The sequence below is a fragment of the Labrys sp. 22185 genome (assembly GCF_052045555.1).
In the GTDB taxonomy this organism is placed as follows: Bacteria; Pseudomonadota; Alphaproteobacteria; order Rhizobiales; family Labraceae; genus Labrys; species Labrys neptuniae.
In genome coordinates, this window is record NZ_JBQEPH010000009.1 from 1 (window position 1) to 15,610 (window position 15,610).

General features: G+C 62.6%; 18 protein-coding genes and 1 tRNA gene. 6 read left to right on the top strand and 13 right to left on the bottom strand.

The features are described 5' to 3' along the window. The first annotated feature begins 3 nt into the window (after window positions 1–3). The gene (locus tag ACTJKX_RS18390) at window positions 4–603 is read left to right on the top strand and encodes a nitroreductase family protein (RefSeq protein WP_440726226.1); all 600 of its coding nucleotides are present in this window, start codon (window positions 4–6) and stop codon (window positions 601–603) included. A 154-nt stretch (window positions 604–757) separates the two neighbouring features. Beyond that, a tRNA-Gly gene (locus ACTJKX_RS18395) sits at window positions 758–832 on the top strand. 130 nt (window positions 833–962) lie between these two features. Here ACTJKX_RS18395 and ACTJKX_RS18400 read toward each other — a convergent pair. Continuing rightward, window positions 963–1,388 carry a septal ring lytic transglycosylase RlpA family protein gene (locus tag ACTJKX_RS18400; protein ID WP_440726086.1) on the bottom strand — a complete coding sequence of 142 codons (426 nt, stop codon included), beginning with the start codon at window positions 1,386–1,388 and terminating at the stop codon, window positions 963–965. Window positions 1,389–1,588: 200 nt separating this feature from the next. Here ACTJKX_RS18400 and ACTJKX_RS18405 point away from each other — a divergent pair, with 200 nt between their 5' ends. The 3 genes from ACTJKX_RS18405 to ACTJKX_RS18415 all read left to right on the top strand — a co-directional run bounded on the left by ACTJKX_RS18405 (window position 1,589) and on the right by ACTJKX_RS18415 (window position 2,821). Continuing rightward, window positions 1,589–1,780 (top strand): CsbD family protein, encoded by a 192-nt coding sequence (locus ACTJKX_RS18405; protein ID WP_440726087.1) that lies wholly within the window; start codon window positions 1,589–1,591, stop codon window positions 1,778–1,780. A 35-nt stretch (window positions 1,781–1,815) separates the two neighbouring features. Then, window positions 1,816–2,076 (top strand): GlsB/YeaQ/YmgE family stress response membrane protein, encoded by a 261-nt coding sequence (locus ACTJKX_RS18410; protein WP_105864168.1) that lies wholly within the window; start codon window positions 1,816–1,818, stop codon window positions 2,074–2,076. 592 nt (window positions 2,077–2,668) lie between these two features. Then, window positions 2,669–2,821, top strand: a complete 153-nt coding sequence (locus tag ACTJKX_RS18415; RefSeq protein ID WP_440726088.1) for a hypothetical protein — start codon at window positions 2,669–2,671, stop codon at window positions 2,819–2,821. A 42-nt stretch (window positions 2,822–2,863) separates the two neighbouring features. Here ACTJKX_RS18415 and ACTJKX_RS18420 read toward each other — a convergent pair whose 3' ends face one another. The 12 genes from ACTJKX_RS18420 to ACTJKX_RS18475 all read right to left on the bottom strand — a co-directional run bounded on the left by ACTJKX_RS18420 (window position 2,864) and on the right by ACTJKX_RS18475 (window position 14,279). Then, a complete protein-coding gene (locus tag ACTJKX_RS18420) occupies window positions 2,864–3,826 on the bottom strand; it encodes a threonine ammonia-lyase (RefSeq protein ID WP_440726089.1) in 963 nt (320 codons plus the stop codon). Window positions 3,827–3,863: 37 nt separating this feature from the next. Next, window positions 3,864–4,592 (bottom strand): amino acid ABC transporter ATP-binding protein, encoded by a 729-nt coding sequence (locus tag ACTJKX_RS18425; protein ID WP_440726090.1) that lies wholly within the window; start codon window positions 4,590–4,592, stop codon window positions 3,864–3,866. Further along, window positions 4,589–5,323 carry an ABC transporter permease gene (locus ACTJKX_RS18430; protein ID WP_440726091.1) on the bottom strand — a complete coding sequence of 245 codons (735 nt, stop codon included), beginning with the start codon at window positions 5,321–5,323 and terminating at the stop codon, window positions 4,589–4,591. The genes ACTJKX_RS18425 and ACTJKX_RS18430 overlap by 4 nt, the downstream gene beginning before the upstream one ends. A gap of 8 nt (window positions 5,324–5,331) precedes the next feature. Beyond that, window positions 5,332–5,997 (bottom strand): ABC transporter permease, encoded by a 666-nt coding sequence (locus ACTJKX_RS18435; RefSeq protein WP_440726092.1) that lies wholly within the window; start codon window positions 5,995–5,997, stop codon window positions 5,332–5,334. A 114-nt stretch (window positions 5,998–6,111) separates the two neighbouring features. Continuing rightward, on the bottom strand, window positions 6,112–6,900 hold the full coding sequence (locus ACTJKX_RS18440) for a transporter substrate-binding domain-containing protein (RefSeq protein ID WP_149253916.1): 789 nt from the start codon (window positions 6,898–6,900) through the stop codon (window positions 6,112–6,114). Window positions 6,901–6,972: 72 nt separating this feature from the next. Continuing rightward, window positions 6,973–7,935: an ornithine cyclodeaminase family protein gene (locus tag ACTJKX_RS18445; RefSeq protein ID WP_440726093.1), complete on the bottom strand. Its 963-nt coding sequence runs from the start codon at window positions 7,933–7,935 to the stop codon at window positions 6,973–6,975. Beyond that, window positions 7,932–8,534, bottom strand: coding sequence for a helix-turn-helix transcriptional regulator (locus tag ACTJKX_RS18450; protein ID WP_246683681.1), 603 nt, complete (start codon window positions 8,532–8,534; stop codon window positions 7,932–7,934). Before ACTJKX_RS18450 ends, ACTJKX_RS18445 begins: the two co-directional genes overlap by 4 nt. A gap of 133 nt (window positions 8,535–8,667) precedes the next feature. Beyond that, a complete protein-coding gene (locus ACTJKX_RS18455; RefSeq protein WP_440726094.1) occupies window positions 8,668–9,825 on the bottom strand; it encodes a M20 metallopeptidase family protein in 1,158 nt (385 codons plus the stop codon). A gap of 156 nt (window positions 9,826–9,981) precedes the next feature. Continuing rightward, window positions 9,982–10,983, bottom strand: coding sequence for an ABC transporter ATP-binding protein (locus ACTJKX_RS18460; protein WP_440726095.1), 1,002 nt, complete (start codon window positions 10,981–10,983; stop codon window positions 9,982–9,984). Window positions 10,984–11,147: 164 nt separating this feature from the next. Beyond that, the gene (locus tag ACTJKX_RS18465; RefSeq protein ID WP_440726096.1) at window positions 11,148–11,987 is read right to left on the bottom strand and encodes a carbohydrate ABC transporter permease; all 840 of its coding nucleotides are present in this window, start codon (window positions 11,985–11,987) and stop codon (window positions 11,148–11,150) included. 10 nt (window positions 11,988–11,997) lie between these two features. Next, entirely contained in the window at window positions 11,998–12,930 is a 933-nt protein-coding gene (locus ACTJKX_RS18470) for a carbohydrate ABC transporter permease (protein WP_394310674.1), read from the bottom strand. Window positions 12,931–13,022: 92 nt separating this feature from the next. After that, a complete protein-coding gene (locus tag ACTJKX_RS18475) occupies window positions 13,023–14,279 on the bottom strand; it encodes an ABC transporter substrate-binding protein (protein WP_440726097.1) in 1,257 nt (418 codons plus the stop codon). A 372-nt stretch (window positions 14,280–14,651) separates the two neighbouring features. Here ACTJKX_RS18475 and ACTJKX_RS18480 point away from each other — a divergent pair, with 372 nt between their 5' ends. Beyond that, on the top strand, window positions 14,652–15,554 hold the full coding sequence (locus ACTJKX_RS18480; RefSeq protein ID WP_440726098.1) for a BadF/BadG/BcrA/BcrD ATPase family protein: 903 nt from the start codon (window positions 14,652–14,654) through the stop codon (window positions 15,552–15,554). The last annotated feature ends 56 nt before the right edge of the window (window positions 15,555–15,610 follow it).

A 15,610-nucleotide genomic window follows, 5' to 3' on the forward strand; every position in this document is an offset into this window, starting at 1 on the left:
CTCATGTCCAAGACCTTTATCGATCATATCAAGACCCGCCGCACGCAATATGCCCTGGGCAAGACGCTGCCCAAGAGCGAGGAAGAGATCAGCAGATTGATCCAGGACGTGATCAAGCATGTCCCGTCCTCCTTCAATTCGCAGAGTTCGCGCGCCGTGATCCTGTTCGGCAAACAGAGCGACAAATTCTGGCATCTGACCAAGGAAATCCTGCGCAAGATCGTGCCCGCCGACAGCTTCGCCTCGACCGAGGCCAAGATGGATTCCTTCGCCGCCGGCGCCGGCACCGTGCTGTTCTTCGAGGATCAGGACGTGGTGAAGAGCCTGCAGGAGCAGTTCCCGCTCTATGCCGACGCCTTCCCGGCCTTCTCCGAGCAGTCCGGCGGCATGGCGCAGTTCGCCGTGTGGACGGCCCTGGCCGAGCACGGCATCGGCGCCAGCCTGCAGCACTATGCCCCGCTGGTCGACGAGGCCGTGCAGAAGGAATGGCATGTGCCCAAGTCCTGGAAGCTGCGCGCCCAGATGCCCTTCGGCTCCAACGAGCAGCCCTTCCCCGAGAAGAGCTTCATGAACGACAATGATCGCTTCAAGGTCTACAGCTGAGGGCCGCCGGCGCCGCGAGCCGGCGCAGTGAGCCGATAGTTGCGAGATCGTCAGGCCCGGCCTTGAGCCGGGCCTTGTCACATTCAATGAAAAGCGCAGGGGCGGCCTTGATCCATCCCTGAGAAACAGGCTACAAGATCGCAGCAATCGCTGCGCGGGTGTAGTTCAGAGGTAGAACGTCAGCTTCCCAAGCTGAATGTCGTGGGTTCGATTCCCATCGCCCGCTCCAAAATCCTCCTGGCAACAATGGTCAAGTAGCCATTGCGCGCTTGGGGCAAGCCGGTCGCACAAAGTCCCGGACGCAAAGGTACCCCTCCAGGCCAAGGGGGTGAAGATGCAGCTGTCCATGCAGCCGTTGGCTATCGTCGACGAGGCGGGAGCCTTGGCGGCGAGTTGCCCTTGTCCGAGGCCTGGGAAGACGCCGCAATCCTAGCGACTGAAACTCTCGTCGTGCCCATGCCGAGCATGCCGACGGCCTTGGCCGCTCCATAGGAGAGGTCGATCATGCGGCCACGCTTATGGGGGCCTCGATCGGTGACGCGGACGACAACGCTCTTGTGGTTCCTAAGGTTGGTAACGCGCAGCGTCGTTCCGAAAGGCAGGGTCCGATGGGCAGCCGTCAGCCCGGCTGGATTGAAGCGTTCGCCGTTGGCGGTACGGCGCCCTTTCAGCTCCCTACCGTAAAAGGATGCTGTACCCAGGGTTTCTGCATGTCCAGAAACCATAGCCATGAAGATGATTATCATGGAAAAGGCGAAAATTCCGCTTATGAGGCGCATACCCATCCAGTCAATTCCTTCTGTAATTGACGATTAATTACGGTAGGAATCGAATGGTTTCGATTTTGTTATCTCTCGATTGCGGCAATTTCGCTACCACCGCTCACGTACTGCGGCGGATTAATCCATAAGCCAAAATCACTACGGAACCTCGAAAGGACACCAGCGTTTGTGAGCTGGGGGTCTGCATTCAAGGGAGTAACCGAGTGAACAGCACAACGGACAAGGTGAAGGGTATCGCCAACAAAGTGGCGGGTTCGGTGAAGGAAGGCGTCGGCAAGGCCGTGGGTAATCAGGAGATGGAAGCCGAAGGCGCGATTCAAAAAGCCAAGGGAGAGATTCAGGAGGCCAAAGGCAAGGTCAAGGACGCGGTCAAGTCGGTCATCGACAAGGCGTAAATCCCAGACAATCCAATAGAAGCGGAGGTGAAGGAATGGATCGTCCTGAAGTTGGCTGGATCGCTGCGATCATTATCGGCGGCTTGGCCGGTTGGCTGGCTGAGATGTTCATGAAGAGCAACACCGGCGTTCTCATGAACATCATTCTTGGCATCGTCGGTGCGGCCCTCGCCAGCTTTCTGCTGGGGTTGATAGGCGTGGGCTTCGGCGGGTGGCTGGGCTACCTCATCGCGGGCTTTATCGGCGCCTGCATCCTCATTGCGCTCGCGCGAATGCTAAGCGGTTCTCGCGTCTGACGCTCGAGGCCAGATGGGGTGAACGCCACCCCGTCTGGCTTTCGCGGAAATATGACGGAGGAAACGCCTTGGCACCGCCTGGCTTGCGCCAGATCTGCAGTCTGTCGGCATTCGAACGACCGAAGTCCTGGGTGATCCTCGAAAATGCCGAGGCATTTCGGCTTGGCCATCGGCTATCTTCACTTCGGAGAAGTCGAGAGCCATTGAGGATTTTGCTCGCAATGAAGGCGTCCGTCTGCGCTGGCCTATCCTCCATTCGGCTTTGAAATATCCGCATCATGTCCCTGCGGCCTTGACTATTTCACCCCCGGGTGTTACCGGTAAGTAACATCGATGGAGAATCAGGAGGCTTTCGGGGGAAGGGGGTTCTCGCCGATTTCAAGGGCTCCAATAGCCAGCGAAACACGGATCTTTCTGTCCGCATTGCGCATGTTTTGAGCATGCGCTGATCAGCGTTGAGATCGGTGCACTTCTTATTCAATAACGAAATCATATTTAATTTTTAGCTTGCGTGAAATTTCATCGCGCTCGTGGAGCATGGGGCTTCCTCCTCGGAAGCATTGCCTCTCTATATTTTCAAGAGATTCCAGAAATGAAGATCATCCTTACGTCTATTTTTCTATTTCTTAGCGCCGTCACCGCCATCACGCTCACGTCGGTATCGGCTGAGCCTGCGGGCGACAGCACGGCCGTCACGCAGAATCAGGCCCACGCAGCCGCGCACAGCGCGGGTTCCTTCGTCTAATCGATCAACGGCCCGGTTCGATCCACGGATTGGGCCGTTTCTTCAGCTGAATACGGCCTTGACCAAATTGTCCCGGTCGTAATTGGCCCCGCACAGCAGCACCACATTGACCTGGTCGCGGCAAGCGTCCGCGACCTTGGCGAACCCTGCCAGGGCCAGGCCGGCAGATCCTTCCACCAGCATGTTCTCCTTGAAGGCGAGGTCGCGGAGCGCGGCGGCAATCTCTTCTTCCGAGCAGATGATCGTCTCGTCCACCACGGCCCTCGCCAGCTCGAGCGTGATCGTCTCCTCGGCAAGCCCGCCGGCGACGCCATCCGCCAGTGTCTCCAGATGCTCGGTCTCGACCACCTTGCCCGCTGCCATCGACAGGGCAAGCGCGCAGGAGTTGCGGGCCGCGACGCCATAGACGCGCGCACGGGGCAGGAAGCTCTTCAGCACACTGCCGATACCGCTGATCAGGCCCCCGCCCCCCATGGCGATGAAGACATTGTCGATGTCCGGGTGCTGTTCCAGGAGTTCCAGTCCGATGGTGCCCTGCCCGGCAACGACGTCGGGATCGTCATAGGCCGAGATATATTCATACCCCTTGTCGCGGGCGAGCTCGAGCGCGTGCTGCTCCGCATACCAGGTCTCCGCACCATGCAGCCGCGTCTCCACGCCATAGGAGCGGATGCGGGCGAGCTTGGCGGCGGCTACCGTCTCAGGCAATACCACGGTCAGGTCCCGCTCGAAGGAACGGGCGGCCTGGGAAGAACCGATGCCGTGATTGCCGGACGAGGCGGTGACGAGATGCCGGCCCGGCGCCAACGCCGAGATCTTGGCGCTGGCACCCCGGATCTTGAAGGAGCCGGTCAGCTGGAAGTTCTCGGCCTTGAAGAAGAGCCGGCTGCCTGCTTCGGCGCCGATCTGCCGGGACGGCAGCAGCGGCGTCTCGTAGATATGGGCCTTGATGCGCTGGCGCGCCTGCACCGAGCGGGCGGCCGAGGCCAGAACGTCTGGATTCATGACACTATTCTCCTTGGCCGAGCGTCGCCAGGCCGGGTCAATGCCGCGCGATCTGGCGCAGGAAATCCCGGGTGCGGGCGTGTTGCGGATTTTCAAAGAAGGCCTGAGGCCCTGCACTTTCCACGATCCGGCCGCCATCGAGGAAGACCACGCGGTCGGCCACATTCCTGGCAAAGCTCATCTCATGGGTGACAATGACCATGGTCAGCCCCTGGCGCGAAAGGTCGATCATCACATCGAGCACTTCCTTCACCATTTCGGGATCGAGGGCGGAGGTCGGCTCATCGAACAGCATCACTTTCGGCGACATGCACAGCGCCCGAGCGATGGCCACGCGCTGCTGCTGGCCGCCGGAGAGCTGGCCGGGATAGGAAGCGGCCTTGTCGGCGAGCCGCATGCGCTCCAGCATCGCCATGGCGAGTTCCGCCGCCTCCCTGCGGCCGAGCCTGCGCACACGGCGGGGTGCCAGCATCAAATTCTCGAGCGCCGTCTTGTGCGGGAACAGGTTGAACTGCTGGAACACCATGCCGACCTCGCCGGCGAGGTCGAGCACGTTGGAGCAGTCCCGCGCCAAGGCACGGCCGGCGATGCGGATATCGCCGCCGCTGCGCGTCTCCAGGCCGTTGAGGCAGCGAATGAAGGTGGATTTGCCGGAGCCCGACGGGCCGCACAGCACCACCCGCTCGCCCGCCTTCATCGACAGGCTGACGCCCTTGAGGACGGCATGGGGGCCATAGGATTTGGTGAGATTGTCGGCCTGGATCACGACGCCACCTCCGCAGGCCGGCGGCCAGCCGCCGCTGCCTTGCTCGAACCGAGGCCGGTCGAGCGGAACAACGCACTCTCGCTCACCCGGAAGATGAGGCTGAAGACGAAGCCCACCAGGAGATAGACGAGGCCGGCGACGATGAACACTTCGAAGGGCGCATAGGTCTTGGCGGTAAAGGCCCGCGCCGCGCCCGTCATCTCCATCACGGTCACCGCGCTCGCCAGCGAGCTCGCCTTCAGCACGAGGATGATCTCGTTGCCGATCGAGGGAAAGATCGCCCGATAGGTCTGCGGCAATACGACATCGATGAAGGTACGCCGGCGCGACAGGCCGAGCGAGATGCAGGCCTCGAACTGCCCGGCCGGTATCTTGCGAATGCCGCCGGCGATCACCTCGGCGACATAGGCCGAAGAATTAATGCCGATCGCCAGGATGGCGCAATAGACCGGATCGCGCAGGATCGGCCAGAACACGCTGCTGCGCACGGCAGGGAACTGCGCGAGGCCGTAATAGAGGATGAAGAGCTGCACCAGGAGCGGGCTGCCGCGCAGCAGGAAGGTGTAGAGCCAGGTCGCCCCGCGCAGCAGCCGGAACTTCGAGACCCGGCCCAGGGCGACCGGCAGCGCCACGATCTGCCCGACCGCAAAGGCAGCCAAGGTGATCAGCAGCGTCAGCTTGAGCCCGGTCAGGACGACGGGAATGGCGCGAAGCAGCATTTCCAAGGACATGTCGCCTCCTATCGCATCCAGGTCAGGCGGCTGTTGCCGAAGCTCAGCACGGCGGTCGAGACGGTGGTGATCAAGACGAAAAGGGCCGCGACGACGAGATAGAAGGTCATCGGCTGGTGGGTGGCGCCGGCCGCCACCACGCCCTTGCGCATCAATTCCTCCAGCCCGACGATGGAGACCAGCGCGCTTTCCTTCAGGATCACCAGCCATTGATTGCCGAGGCCGGGAAGCGCGTGGGAGAACATCTGCGGCAGGATGATCTTGCGGAACAATTGGCCCTGCTTGAGGCCGAGGCTGCGCGCCGCCTCCCATTGCCCCGGAGGAATGGTCTGCAAGGCGCCGCGCAGGATCTCGGTCAGATAGGCGCCCGACACGAAGGACAGCGCCGCGATGCCTGCCGCCAGCGCGCTGACCTCGACATAGGCGCCCATCAGGCCGGTGAGCAGCACCGTCCCGCCATAGAACACCAGGAAGATCACCAGCAGTTCCGGCAGGCCGCGAATGACGGCTACATAGGAGGCCACCAGCCAGCGCAGGGGCTTGGGACCGGAGCTCCAGGCGAAGACGGCGGCCACGGCAAGAACGAACCCGACCACGAAGCTGCCGACGGCCACCTGCAGGGTGACGAGAAGCCCCTGAAGGAGTTGCGGAAGATAGGTTGAAACCACGGACATCGGAGGGATCTCGCTTCGGGAGCCCGCTGGAGTAGCGCTCCCCCTCCCCTTTAGGGAGAGGGAGCAAGCATCCCATCGGCTCAAGGCGCTACGCGGCGGCGCCGGCGCTTACACTCATTTCTTCTTGAAGGAGACGTCGTATTTGAACCACTTCTCCGAAAGCTTGGCGACCGTGCCGTCGGCGAGCATGGCGTTGACGGCCTCGTCGATCCGCTTCTTCAAATCATCCTTGCCCTTCTTCAGGGCGATGGCCTGGCCCCGGCCGAACTCGGCATAGTCGGCACTGGTGATCAGCGGGCCGGCGATGGTGATGCCGCTGTCCTTTCGGGATGCCATCATGCCTTCCCAAGCGGAACGTTCCATCAGGCCGGCATCGAGGCGGCCGGCGACGATATCGTCGGCGACCTGCTCGGCCCGGTCATAGAGACGGACGTCGGCATCCTTGAAATGGGCCCGGATCACCGCCTCATGGGTCGAACCCGTCTGCGCACCGATCACCTTGCCGGCCAGCCCCTCTTCGAGAGCCTTGGTGTCTTTCGCCTGGGCGACGGGACTCCCGGCGGCGACGACGATGTTGTTGGGCGCATCGGCATAGGGTGCCGAGAAATCGACCTGCTTCTCGCGCTCGTCGTTGATCGACAGGCCCGACATGATCAGATCGTATTTGCCGACCTGCAGGCCGGGCAGCAGGCCGTCGAAAGCCTGGTTGGTCCAGCTGCAATCGGCACCGATGCGCTTGCAGACCTCGTTGCCGATGTCACGATCGAAGCCGACGATCTCATTGGCGGCATCGACGGACTCCCAGGGCGGAAAATCCGCACTGGAGGCGATGCGCAGGCTTTCGGCCCTGGCAGCCGAAACGCCCAGCAGCGCGGCGAGCGAAACCAACAATACTCTCTTCACGGCAGTCCCCTCTCAAGAAACATGAACGGCGCGGGCATGGCGGGCTGCCCGCTCAGACGACGAAAAACGGACTCACATCACCAGATCGGGCACCCGCTGCAGGGCTGTCCTGGTGATGGCGATGTCCTGGGTGGCCAGACCGGTGAGGTCGGCAATGGTGATCGCGTCGCTGGAACCGCGCCCCGGCTTCGATCCGTTCAGGATGGCGCCGAGTTCGAGGCAGTCCTCCTGCCGGAACAGGCCGGCCTGGAAGGCGGCGGCGAATTCGCCATGGTCGAGGCTCTGGCTGGCGAGATCGGCGACCAGCAGATCCGCCCGTGCCACCAGGGCCAGGTCCAGTTCCTGCTTGCCGGGGGCGTCAGCTCCGACGGCGGTGATGTGGGTGCCAGGCGTGACCCATTCGCTCGCGACATAGGGTGTGGTCGAGGGCGTGGTAGCGATGATCACGTCGGCCGAGCGACAGGCCTCTTCCAGATCGGCCGCAACCGAGACGTCGATGGGCGACCCGGCGAATTCGTCGGCGAGTTCGCGCGCCTTCTGCACCGAACGGCCCCAGACCAGGAACTGCACGGGACGCTTGGCCAGCGCCGCGGCGGCGCGGATCTGGAAGCGCGCCTGCGTACCCGTACCAAGCACGGCGAAGACTTCGCTGTCGGGGCGGCAGAGGGCGAAGGTGGCAACGGCGCCGCCGATGCCGGTGCGCAGATTGGTGAGCCAGCCTTCATCGTTGAGGATGGCGACGGTGGCGCCGGTGACGGCCGAAATCGCGATCATCATGCCGCTGCTCGACGGCAGGCCGCGCTTGGGATTGTCGTAGAAACCGGAAGCGATCTTGACCACGAAGATCGGGTCGCCGGCGATATAGCCATATTTGATGTGGCAATCGGCATTCTGCGCGGGCAGCCCGAGATAGCCGACCGGCGGCACATTGGCCCGGCCGTCCGCGACGGCGACATAGGCATCGGTGATGGCTGAGATGGCGGCGGCATCGATCGAAACCAGCTCCTGGAGCTGGGCCAGCGAAAGGCTAATCATTTCTCGTTTCTCAAATATTTGTAGACCGTCGCGCGCCCCATGCCGAGCACGCGCGAGATATAGGCGGCGGCGTTCTTGCCGCTGAAGGCGCCGCTGTCGGCAAGGGCAGTGACCAGATCCTTGCGGTCGGCATGGGTCATCGAGGAAATCGTGACGTTGCGCCCCTGCGTCCATTGCCGGATGAACTCGTTGATCCTTTCGTGCCAGTCTTCCTTGAACAGGGCATCCGGCCGGTAATGCGGCTCGGGCACGCGCACCAGCGCCGACAAGGTCTGCATCACGGCGTGGAAGTCGGAGACGTTGACGTTGATGCACATCACGCCCAGCGGAGCGCCTGCCTCGTCGCGCAGCACGACGGTGATCGACTTGAGGGCCCGGCCATCCCAGTTGACCTTCTCATAGGGACCGATCACCGGGTTCTGGCTGTCGAAATCGACCTCGTGCAGCAGCGAGGGCTCGCCCAGCACGCGCTTGGAGAAATTGCCGGCGATGTAGACGGCCTTGTCGGTGGCAAGCTCATGCAGGACCACCTCGACATAGGGCTGGAATAGCGCCGCGATGGCGTCGCAGATCGGGCGATAGCGGTGAAGGCTGTCCATAGGCATCCGATCCAAGCGTCATTCCCTGTCGCGGCGGTTGGCGCGGCTTCTCGATAAAGCTCGCCATGCCATCGCCATCCTGGCCGCAACGTTTAGGTCTCAAGAACAAAAAAGTCTACAAGAGATTTTATGTCTACAACAATGCCTGTTCGGCCGTGGCCGAAAGAAGGCGGACGCCAGTGCCGATGATGGCATCGTTGAAATCGTAGTCGGGCTGGTGAAGCCGGCCATTTCGGTCCGATGGGCCATTGCCGATCCAGGCATAGGCGCCGGGCAGATGCTCGAGAAAGGCGCCGAAATCGTCACCCGCCATGGTCGGCACGCCGATATGCAAGGCGGGGCTGCCGGGCAATGTGCGGGCAGCCCGGCGCATGATCTCGGCCTCGGCCGGCGTGTTGACCACGGGCGGGCTCGGCAGGTCGTCGAAGCCGATCTCGACCTCTGTCGAGGCGATCCTGGCGGCGGATTGGGCGATCTCCTCCACCCGCGCCTTCAGCAGGGCCAGAATGTCGGGGCGCAGGCCGCGGAAAGTGCCGGCCAAAGTGGCCTCACGCGAAATCACGTTCTGGGCAAAGCCGCCCTGGAACGAGCCGACGGTGACGACGGCCGCCTCGAGCGGATTGACGGCCCGGCCCACCGCCTGCTGGATGCCGGTGACGAAATGGCTGCCGGCCAGGACGGGATCGCCGGTCATGTGCGGCATGGCGGCGTGACCGCCGGGCGCCTTGAACTTCAGGGTGAATTCCCCCGCCCCGGCCATCACCGGGCCATCATGGACGATCACCTCGCCGGCCGGCACATCCGGCCAATTGTGCAGGCCGAAAATATTGCGGGCGGGGAAGCGCTCGAGCAGGCCGGCATCCAGCATGAGCTGGGCGCCGCCATAGCGCTCCTCCGCCGGCTGGAACACCAGATAGACCGTGCCGCGAAAACGGCGAGTAAGCGAGAGATAGGACGCCGCCCCCAGAAGCATGGTCATGTGGCCGTCATGGCCACAGGCGTGCATGGCGCCGGAGATCTGCGAACGATGGTCGAAGCTGTTGTGCTCATCCATGGCGAGGGCATCCATGTCGGCTCGCAGGGCCACGCCGGGCCCTTCCCCGCTCCCCTGGACGACGCCGACCACGCCATAGCCGCCGACGCCGGTATGGACGGGAATTCCCATTTCGGTCAGGCGTTCGGCAACGAAGGCCGAGGTCCAGGCTTCCTCGCGGGAGATCTCCGGATGGCGATGCAGGTCATGCCGCATTGCAACCAGGCGAGGCAGGGCATCTTCGACGATGTCGGTCATTGCAGGATTCATCCGTCAAATGGCAAGCATAGACGAACTAGTCCACAATGAATGTTTTGTCTACATGCACGAGAGACGACGGCGAGGCCGTATGCCGGTTTTCTCAGCTCCGTCGGCATGCCGACGGAGCGGGACCGGCACCCCGAACCGTGCCACTCAGCCGCGCAGGCGCTTGCCGTTCTCGTCGAAGCGCAAGGTCCTCGTCGCATCGGGCGTGGCGTAGATGGTGGCGCCCGGCTCGACCTGATACTCGCCGGAGAGCCGCACGGTGATCGAGCCTGCCTTCTCGGTATCGAGGTAGAGATAGGTGTCGGCACCCAGATGCTCGGCATAAACGACCGTGCCCTTCCAGTCGCCGGCCTCGCGGCTGACGGAGACATGCTCGGGCCTCACGCCGATCGTCTTGACGCTCTCGCCCAGGCGCGCACCATCGACGAAATTCATCTTGGGCGAGCCGATGAAGCCGGCGACGAAGGTGTTGTCGGGGTCGTTGTAGAGATGCATGGGAGCGCCGACCTGCTCGATATGGCCGGCATTCAGCACCACGATCTTGTCGGCCAGGGTCATGGCCTCGACCTGGTCGTGGGTGACGTAGATCATCGTCGCCTTGAGGCGCTGGTGGAGCTGGGCAATCTCGATGCGGGTATTGACGCGCAGCGCCGCATCAAGATTGGACAGGGGCTCGTCGAACAGGAAGAGCTTGGGCTCGCGCACCACGGCGCGGCCGATGGCGACGCGCTGGCGCTGGCCGCCAGAGAGTTCGGACGGCCGGCGGTCGAGATAGGGCTCGAGAGCGAGCATGGCCGAGGAAGCCTTGATGCGCTTGTCGATCTCGGCGGCCGCCTCGCCGGCCTGCTTGAGGCCAAGGCCCATATTGTTGCGCACGGTGAGATGGGGATAGAGCGCATAGCTCTGGAACACCATGGCGATGCCGCGCTTGGCCGGCGGCACCTCATTGACGCGCTGGCCATCGATCTTCACGCCCCCGGAGGTCGTGTCCTCCAGCCCCGCGATGATGCGCAGCAGCGTGGACTTGCCGCAGCCCGACGGTCCAACGAAGACGACGAATTCGCCGTCTTTCACATCCAGGTTTATCCCCTTGAGGATATCAACCGAGCCGAACGATTTCTTCACATTCTCGATATTCAGCGAACCCATGATACTTCCCCTGAAGTTTGCCTGTGGGGCGCATGCGCGCTTCTTCATCCGCTCGATGCGGACCACGAAAAAATTTCATCGCAGATTGGGCGACAGGATACCTTGAGCCGGCTCATCACCAGGTCGTCTCGCGCAAAGCGGGCGGCATGGCGTGACGCCAGGCTCTACTTGACGGCGCCCGAGGTGATGCCGCGGATGAGTTGCCGCGAGAAGATCACATAGAGCACCAGCACCGGCAGGATGGCGAGCGACAGCGCCGCCAGCACGGCATTCCAGTTGGTGACGAACTGCCCGATGAAGACCTGGGTACCCAGCGTGATGGTCTTGGTCTTCTCGCCTGGCGCCAGGATCAGCGGGAACCACAGATCGTTCCAGATCGGGATCATGGTGAAGACCGCAACGGTCGCCATGGCCGGCCGCACCAGCGGCAAGACGAGGCGGAAGAAGATGCGGTATTCCGACAATCCGTCGATGCGCCCGGCATTCTTGAGATCGTCCGAGACCTGCTTCATGAACTCGGACAGGATGAAGACCGCCAGCGGCAGGCCCTGCGCCGTATAGACCAGGATGAGCGCCGTCAGCGTGTTGACCAGGCCCGTGGCGACCATGAGCTGCAGGATGGCGACGGTGCCGAGCCTGATCGGGATCATGATGCCCAATGCCAGGTAAAGCCCCATCAGCGTGTTGCCCCTGAAGCGGTACTCGGCCAGCGCGAAGGCCGCCATGCCGCCGAGCAGCAGCACGAAGAACAGGGAGACCACCGTGACGATCATGCTGTTCTGGAAGTAGAGGAAGAAGTCGCCCTGGGCGAGCACGGTCTTGTAGCCGATGGCATCGAAGGTCGCAGGCCCCGGCGGCGTCAGGGGGGAGCGGAAGATCGCATCCCTCGACTTGAAGGAGTTGATCAGGATCAGGATCACCGGAAACAGGGCGATCACGGTGTAGGCGATCAGCACCGTATGGGCGGCGATCGACCGGGCCGGAGAGTGCGTGGCTTTGCTCATGTCGATCTCCTCAGAACTGATAGCGCCGCAGCCGTGTCTGGATGGCGAAGAGATAGACGCACACGCCGGCCAGGATGATGAAGAACATCATGGAGGCGATGGTGGCGCCCATGTTCGGATCGCCGAGCTGCAGCTGGAAGCCGAAGAAGGTGCGGTAGAGGAAGGTGCCGAGAATGTCCGTGGCGTAGTTCGGCCCGGCCAGCGCACCCTGCGCCGAATAGATCAGGTCGAAGGCATTGAAATTGCCGACGAAGGTGAGGATCGAGATGATGCCGATCGAGGGCAGGATCAGCGGCAGCTTGATCTTCCAGAACTGGGCGATGCCGGTAATGCCGTCCATCTCGGCCGCTTCGATCACCTCGTCGGGGATCGACAAGAGCGCGGCATAGATCAGCATCATGGGGATGCCGACGAACTGCCACACCGAAACGAGGCCGAGCGTGGTGAGCGCATAGGCTTCCTTGCCGAGCAGCGGCGTGAACCAGCTCTTGAGGCCGATCAGGTCCAGCATCGAGGGCGCCACGCCCCAGAGCGGGGAAAGGATCAGCTTCCACACGAAGCCGACGATCACGAAGGACAGCACGGTCGGGATGAAGATCGCCGTACGGTAGAAGGCGGCAAAGCGCAGCTTGGGATGGGAGAGCAGGGCCGCCAGCACGATGCCGATCGGGTTCTGTACCACCATGTGGATGAGGAAGAACCAGCAATTGTTGCGCAGGGCGTTCCAGAAGCTGGAGGCCCAGCGCGGGTCGCCGAACAGCGTGCGGAAATTGTCGAGTCCCGCGAAATTCGACACACCATCGACAGTCCGGAACAGCGAAAGCTGCAGGGTACCGATCAGCGGCAGGATCATCACGAGCGTGTAGATGATGACGGCCGGCGCCAGGAAAACCGGAATGTGCCAGCGGAACGCTTTTCTACTTGGTGAATCTTCGAGAGACATTGCAGCAATCCTCGCATGTGCGTTGCTGTTGTCGGAGATGGCGATGAGGGGGAGGATGGCCGCGCCGTCATCGAGGCGCGGCCGAGCCGAACTTACTTAGCCGGCTTATACCAACTGTCGAGCCCCCTCTGGAGCTTCTCGGCAGCTGCTTGCGGCGTGTCTACGCCGTTGATCACATTGGCGGATTCCACCCAGGTCTCGTTTTCGAGATTGGGCGTGCCGCGCGACAGGATCTTGTAGGTCGAGCGGATCGTCGACTTGCACTTGTTACGCCAGGACACGAATTCCTGCGCCAGCGGATTGTCGAGTTTCACCTCGCTCTTGGCGAGGCTGAAGAAGCCCGGCAAAGCATTGGCGTAGAGCGTGGCGAATTCCGGCGAGGCGATCCAGGCCAGCAGTTTCTTGGCCGCTTCCGGGTTCTTGCTCTTGGCGTTCAGGCCGAAGCCGATGTCGTTGTGGTCGGAGATGTAGCAGGTATCGCCGGCCTTGCGCACCGGTGGGGGGAAAGCGCCCATCTTGAACTGCGCCTGGGCACCGAAGGGAGAGATTTCCCAGGAGCCGGCCGGATAGATGGCGGCACGGCCGAGCGTGAACAGGTTCTGGCTGTCGGGATAGGTCTGCGCTTCGAAGCCGTCGCCCAGATAGGACTTCCACTTGGCGAGCGTGACGAAGGGCTCGATCCAATCGGCATCGGTCAGCTTCTGGCTGCCCTTGATCAGAGCCAGGCGCCCCTCCTCGCCCTTCCAATAATTCGGGCCGATGTTCTGGTAGCCCATGGTCGCGGCTTCCCACAGATCCTTGGTGCCCATCGCCATCGGAACATAGGTGCCGTCTGCCTTGATCTTGTCGAGGGCGGCGAAGAACTCTTCCTCGGTCTGCGGCGGCTTGAGGCCGAGCTTGTCGAAGGCGTCCTTGTTGTAGATGAAGCCGTGGATCACCGAGGCCACTGGCACGCAGAAGGTGGTCTTGCCATCGTCGGTCTGCCAGGCAGACTTGGACGTGTCGGTGAAATTGTCCATGCCCGGCAGGGTCGACAGATCCGTCAGCTGCCCCTTCTTGTAGAGCTCCAGCGAGGCATCGAAAGGACGGCAGGCGATCACATCGCCGGCGGTGCCGGCATCGAGCTTGGCGTTGAGCGCGGCATTGTATTCAGGCGGCGCCGACGGGGTGAAGTTCACCTTGATGCCGGGATTGGCCTTCTCGAAAGCCGGGATCAGCTTTTCCTGCCAGATGGCAAGATCGTCATTGCGCCAGCTCTCGATGGTGAGGGTCGCATCCTCGGCCCAGGCGGCCGTCGCGCCGAGAAAAGTAGTGCCCAGGAATAGGGCCGTCAAAAGTCGCTTCTTCATCCGTCTTCCTCCCTGTACCGGCCACTGCCTGGGCCGGCTCTGGTCGACCTTGCGGTACCCAGCCCCCGCCGGGATGCGCCGCTCATGCAGCCTTTCCGGCCGGCAACTGGTCTGCTGCCCGGAGACCCGAAGAACCTGCATGCCCGCAGGCCTCCGCTCGGCAGCGCCGGCCTAGGTCCGACCCCACCTCCCCGATGGGCCGGACAATACCAAATAAATACCACTTGTCTAGTGGTCTCACATAACTTTTCTCGATGAAGCATCACATTTCGTATAAGTATCTGTTTTAACTTGGTTTAAATTTTTTGCCCAGAACACCTCTTGACGAGTGGTAGCTTATTGGTATTGTCTTCGCATAGGGAGAACACAGCAATGATGATCCTCGGCGTCGATGGTGGAGGCACGAGCTGCAGGGCGGCGCTCGCGACAGCCCAAAGCCAGATCATCGGCCGCGCCAAGGCCGGGTCGGCCAATATCCGCACGGATTTGAACGGGGCCTGCGAGAGCATCATGGTAGCCGTCGGTCAGGCCTTCGCCGCCGCCGGCCAGGATCCGGCCCATATTCCCGACACACCCGTCGTGCTCGGCCTGGCGGGCGCCAATATCGGAACCTATGCTGCCGAACTGCGGGCTCGCCTGCCCTTTCGCCGCTGCTTGATCGAGTCCGACGTGCTCATCGCCCTGGAAGGCGCGATCGGCGCGGGAGACGGCGCCATCGGCATCCTGGGCACGGGCAGCCACTATCTGGCGCGTCAGTCGGGTGAGATCCGCCGCCTGGGCGGCTGGGGTTTCCTGCTCGGTGACCAGGGCAGCGGCGCCAGGATCGGACGAGACCTGCTCGAGGAGGCACTGCTCGCCCATGACGGCATAGCCCCCCATACCTCCCTCCTGGATGCCATTCTGGCAGCGCATGGCAACGATCCGCAGGCGATCGTGGAGTTCACCAAATCCGCTCAGCCCCATGATTTCGGAACTTTCGCGCCGATGGTCTTCGACTATCTCGAGCGCGGAGATCCAGCGGCGGACAGGATCGTCGAGCGGGCCGTCTCGGCGGTCGAGGCTTCCCTGGACGCCCTTGCGCTTGCCAACGCGACGCCCCGTTGCTTATTGGGCGGCCTGGCAACGCTGGTCGGACCTCGCCTGCCCCCGAAACACCGGGAGCGGCTCGTGCCTCCTCTGCAGGACGCGTTGGGCGGCGCAGTATCCATGGCTGCCCGATTATTCGGCCTCGAGCGGTCATTGTCGGATGGCAAACAGGGACTGATGCAGCCATGATCGCCAGGCAGTTGAGTCACGCCGAACTCTTGCCCTCCTACAGGGAGCAGGCCCGG

Excerpts from the sequence above, each read along its gene's own strand:
- ACTJKX_RS18390 (WP_440726226.1), top strand. The coding sequence starts at position 4 with ATGTCCAAGACCTTTATCGATCATATCAAGACCCGCCGCACGCAATAT.
- ACTJKX_RS18470 (WP_394310674.1), bottom strand. The coding sequence starts at position 12,930 with ATGTCTCTCGAAGATTCACCAAGTAGAAAAGCGTTCCGCTGGCACATT.
- ACTJKX_RS18410 (WP_105864168.1), top strand. The coding sequence starts at position 1,816 with ATGGATCGTCCTGAAGTTGGCTGGATCGCTGCGATCATTATCGGCGGC.
- ACTJKX_RS18475 (WP_440726097.1), bottom strand. The coding sequence starts at position 14,279 with ATGAAGAAGCGACTTTTGACGGCCCTATTCCTGGGCACTACTTTTCTC.
- ACTJKX_RS18450 (WP_246683681.1), bottom strand. The coding sequence starts at position 8,534 with ATGGACAGCCTTCACCGCTATCGCCCGATCTGCGACGCCATCGCGGCG.
- ACTJKX_RS18400 (WP_440726086.1), bottom strand. The coding sequence starts at position 1,388 with ATGGGTATGCGCCTCATAAGCGGAATTTTCGCCTTTTCCATGATAATC.
- ACTJKX_RS18435 (WP_440726092.1), bottom strand. The coding sequence starts at position 5,997 with ATGTCCGTGGTTTCAACCTATCTTCCGCAACTCCTTCAGGGGCTTCTC.
- ACTJKX_RS18460 (WP_440726095.1), bottom strand. The coding sequence starts at position 10,983 with ATGGGTTCGCTGAATATCGAGAATGTGAAGAAATCGTTCGGCTCGGTT.
- ACTJKX_RS18455 (WP_440726094.1), bottom strand. The coding sequence starts at position 9,825 with ATGACCGACATCGTCGAAGATGCCCTGCCTCGCCTGGTTGCAATGCGG.
- ACTJKX_RS18480 (WP_440726098.1), top strand. The coding sequence starts at position 14,652 with ATGATGATCCTCGGCGTCGATGGTGGAGGCACGAGCTGCAGGGCGGCG.
- ACTJKX_RS18430 (WP_440726091.1), bottom strand. The coding sequence starts at position 5,323 with ATGTCCTTGGAAATGCTGCTTCGCGCCATTCCCGTCGTCCTGACCGGG.
- ACTJKX_RS18445 (WP_440726093.1), bottom strand. The coding sequence starts at position 7,935 with ATGATTAGCCTTTCGCTGGCCCAGCTCCAGGAGCTGGTTTCGATCGAT.
- ACTJKX_RS18420 (WP_440726089.1), bottom strand. The coding sequence starts at position 3,826 with ATGAATCCAGACGTTCTGGCCTCGGCCGCCCGCTCGGTGCAGGCGCGC.
- ACTJKX_RS18465 (WP_440726096.1), bottom strand. The coding sequence starts at position 11,987 with ATGAGCAAAGCCACGCACTCTCCGGCCCGGTCGATCGCCGCCCATACG.
- ACTJKX_RS18415 (WP_440726088.1), top strand. The coding sequence starts at position 2,669 with ATGAAGATCATCCTTACGTCTATTTTTCTATTTCTTAGCGCCGTCACC.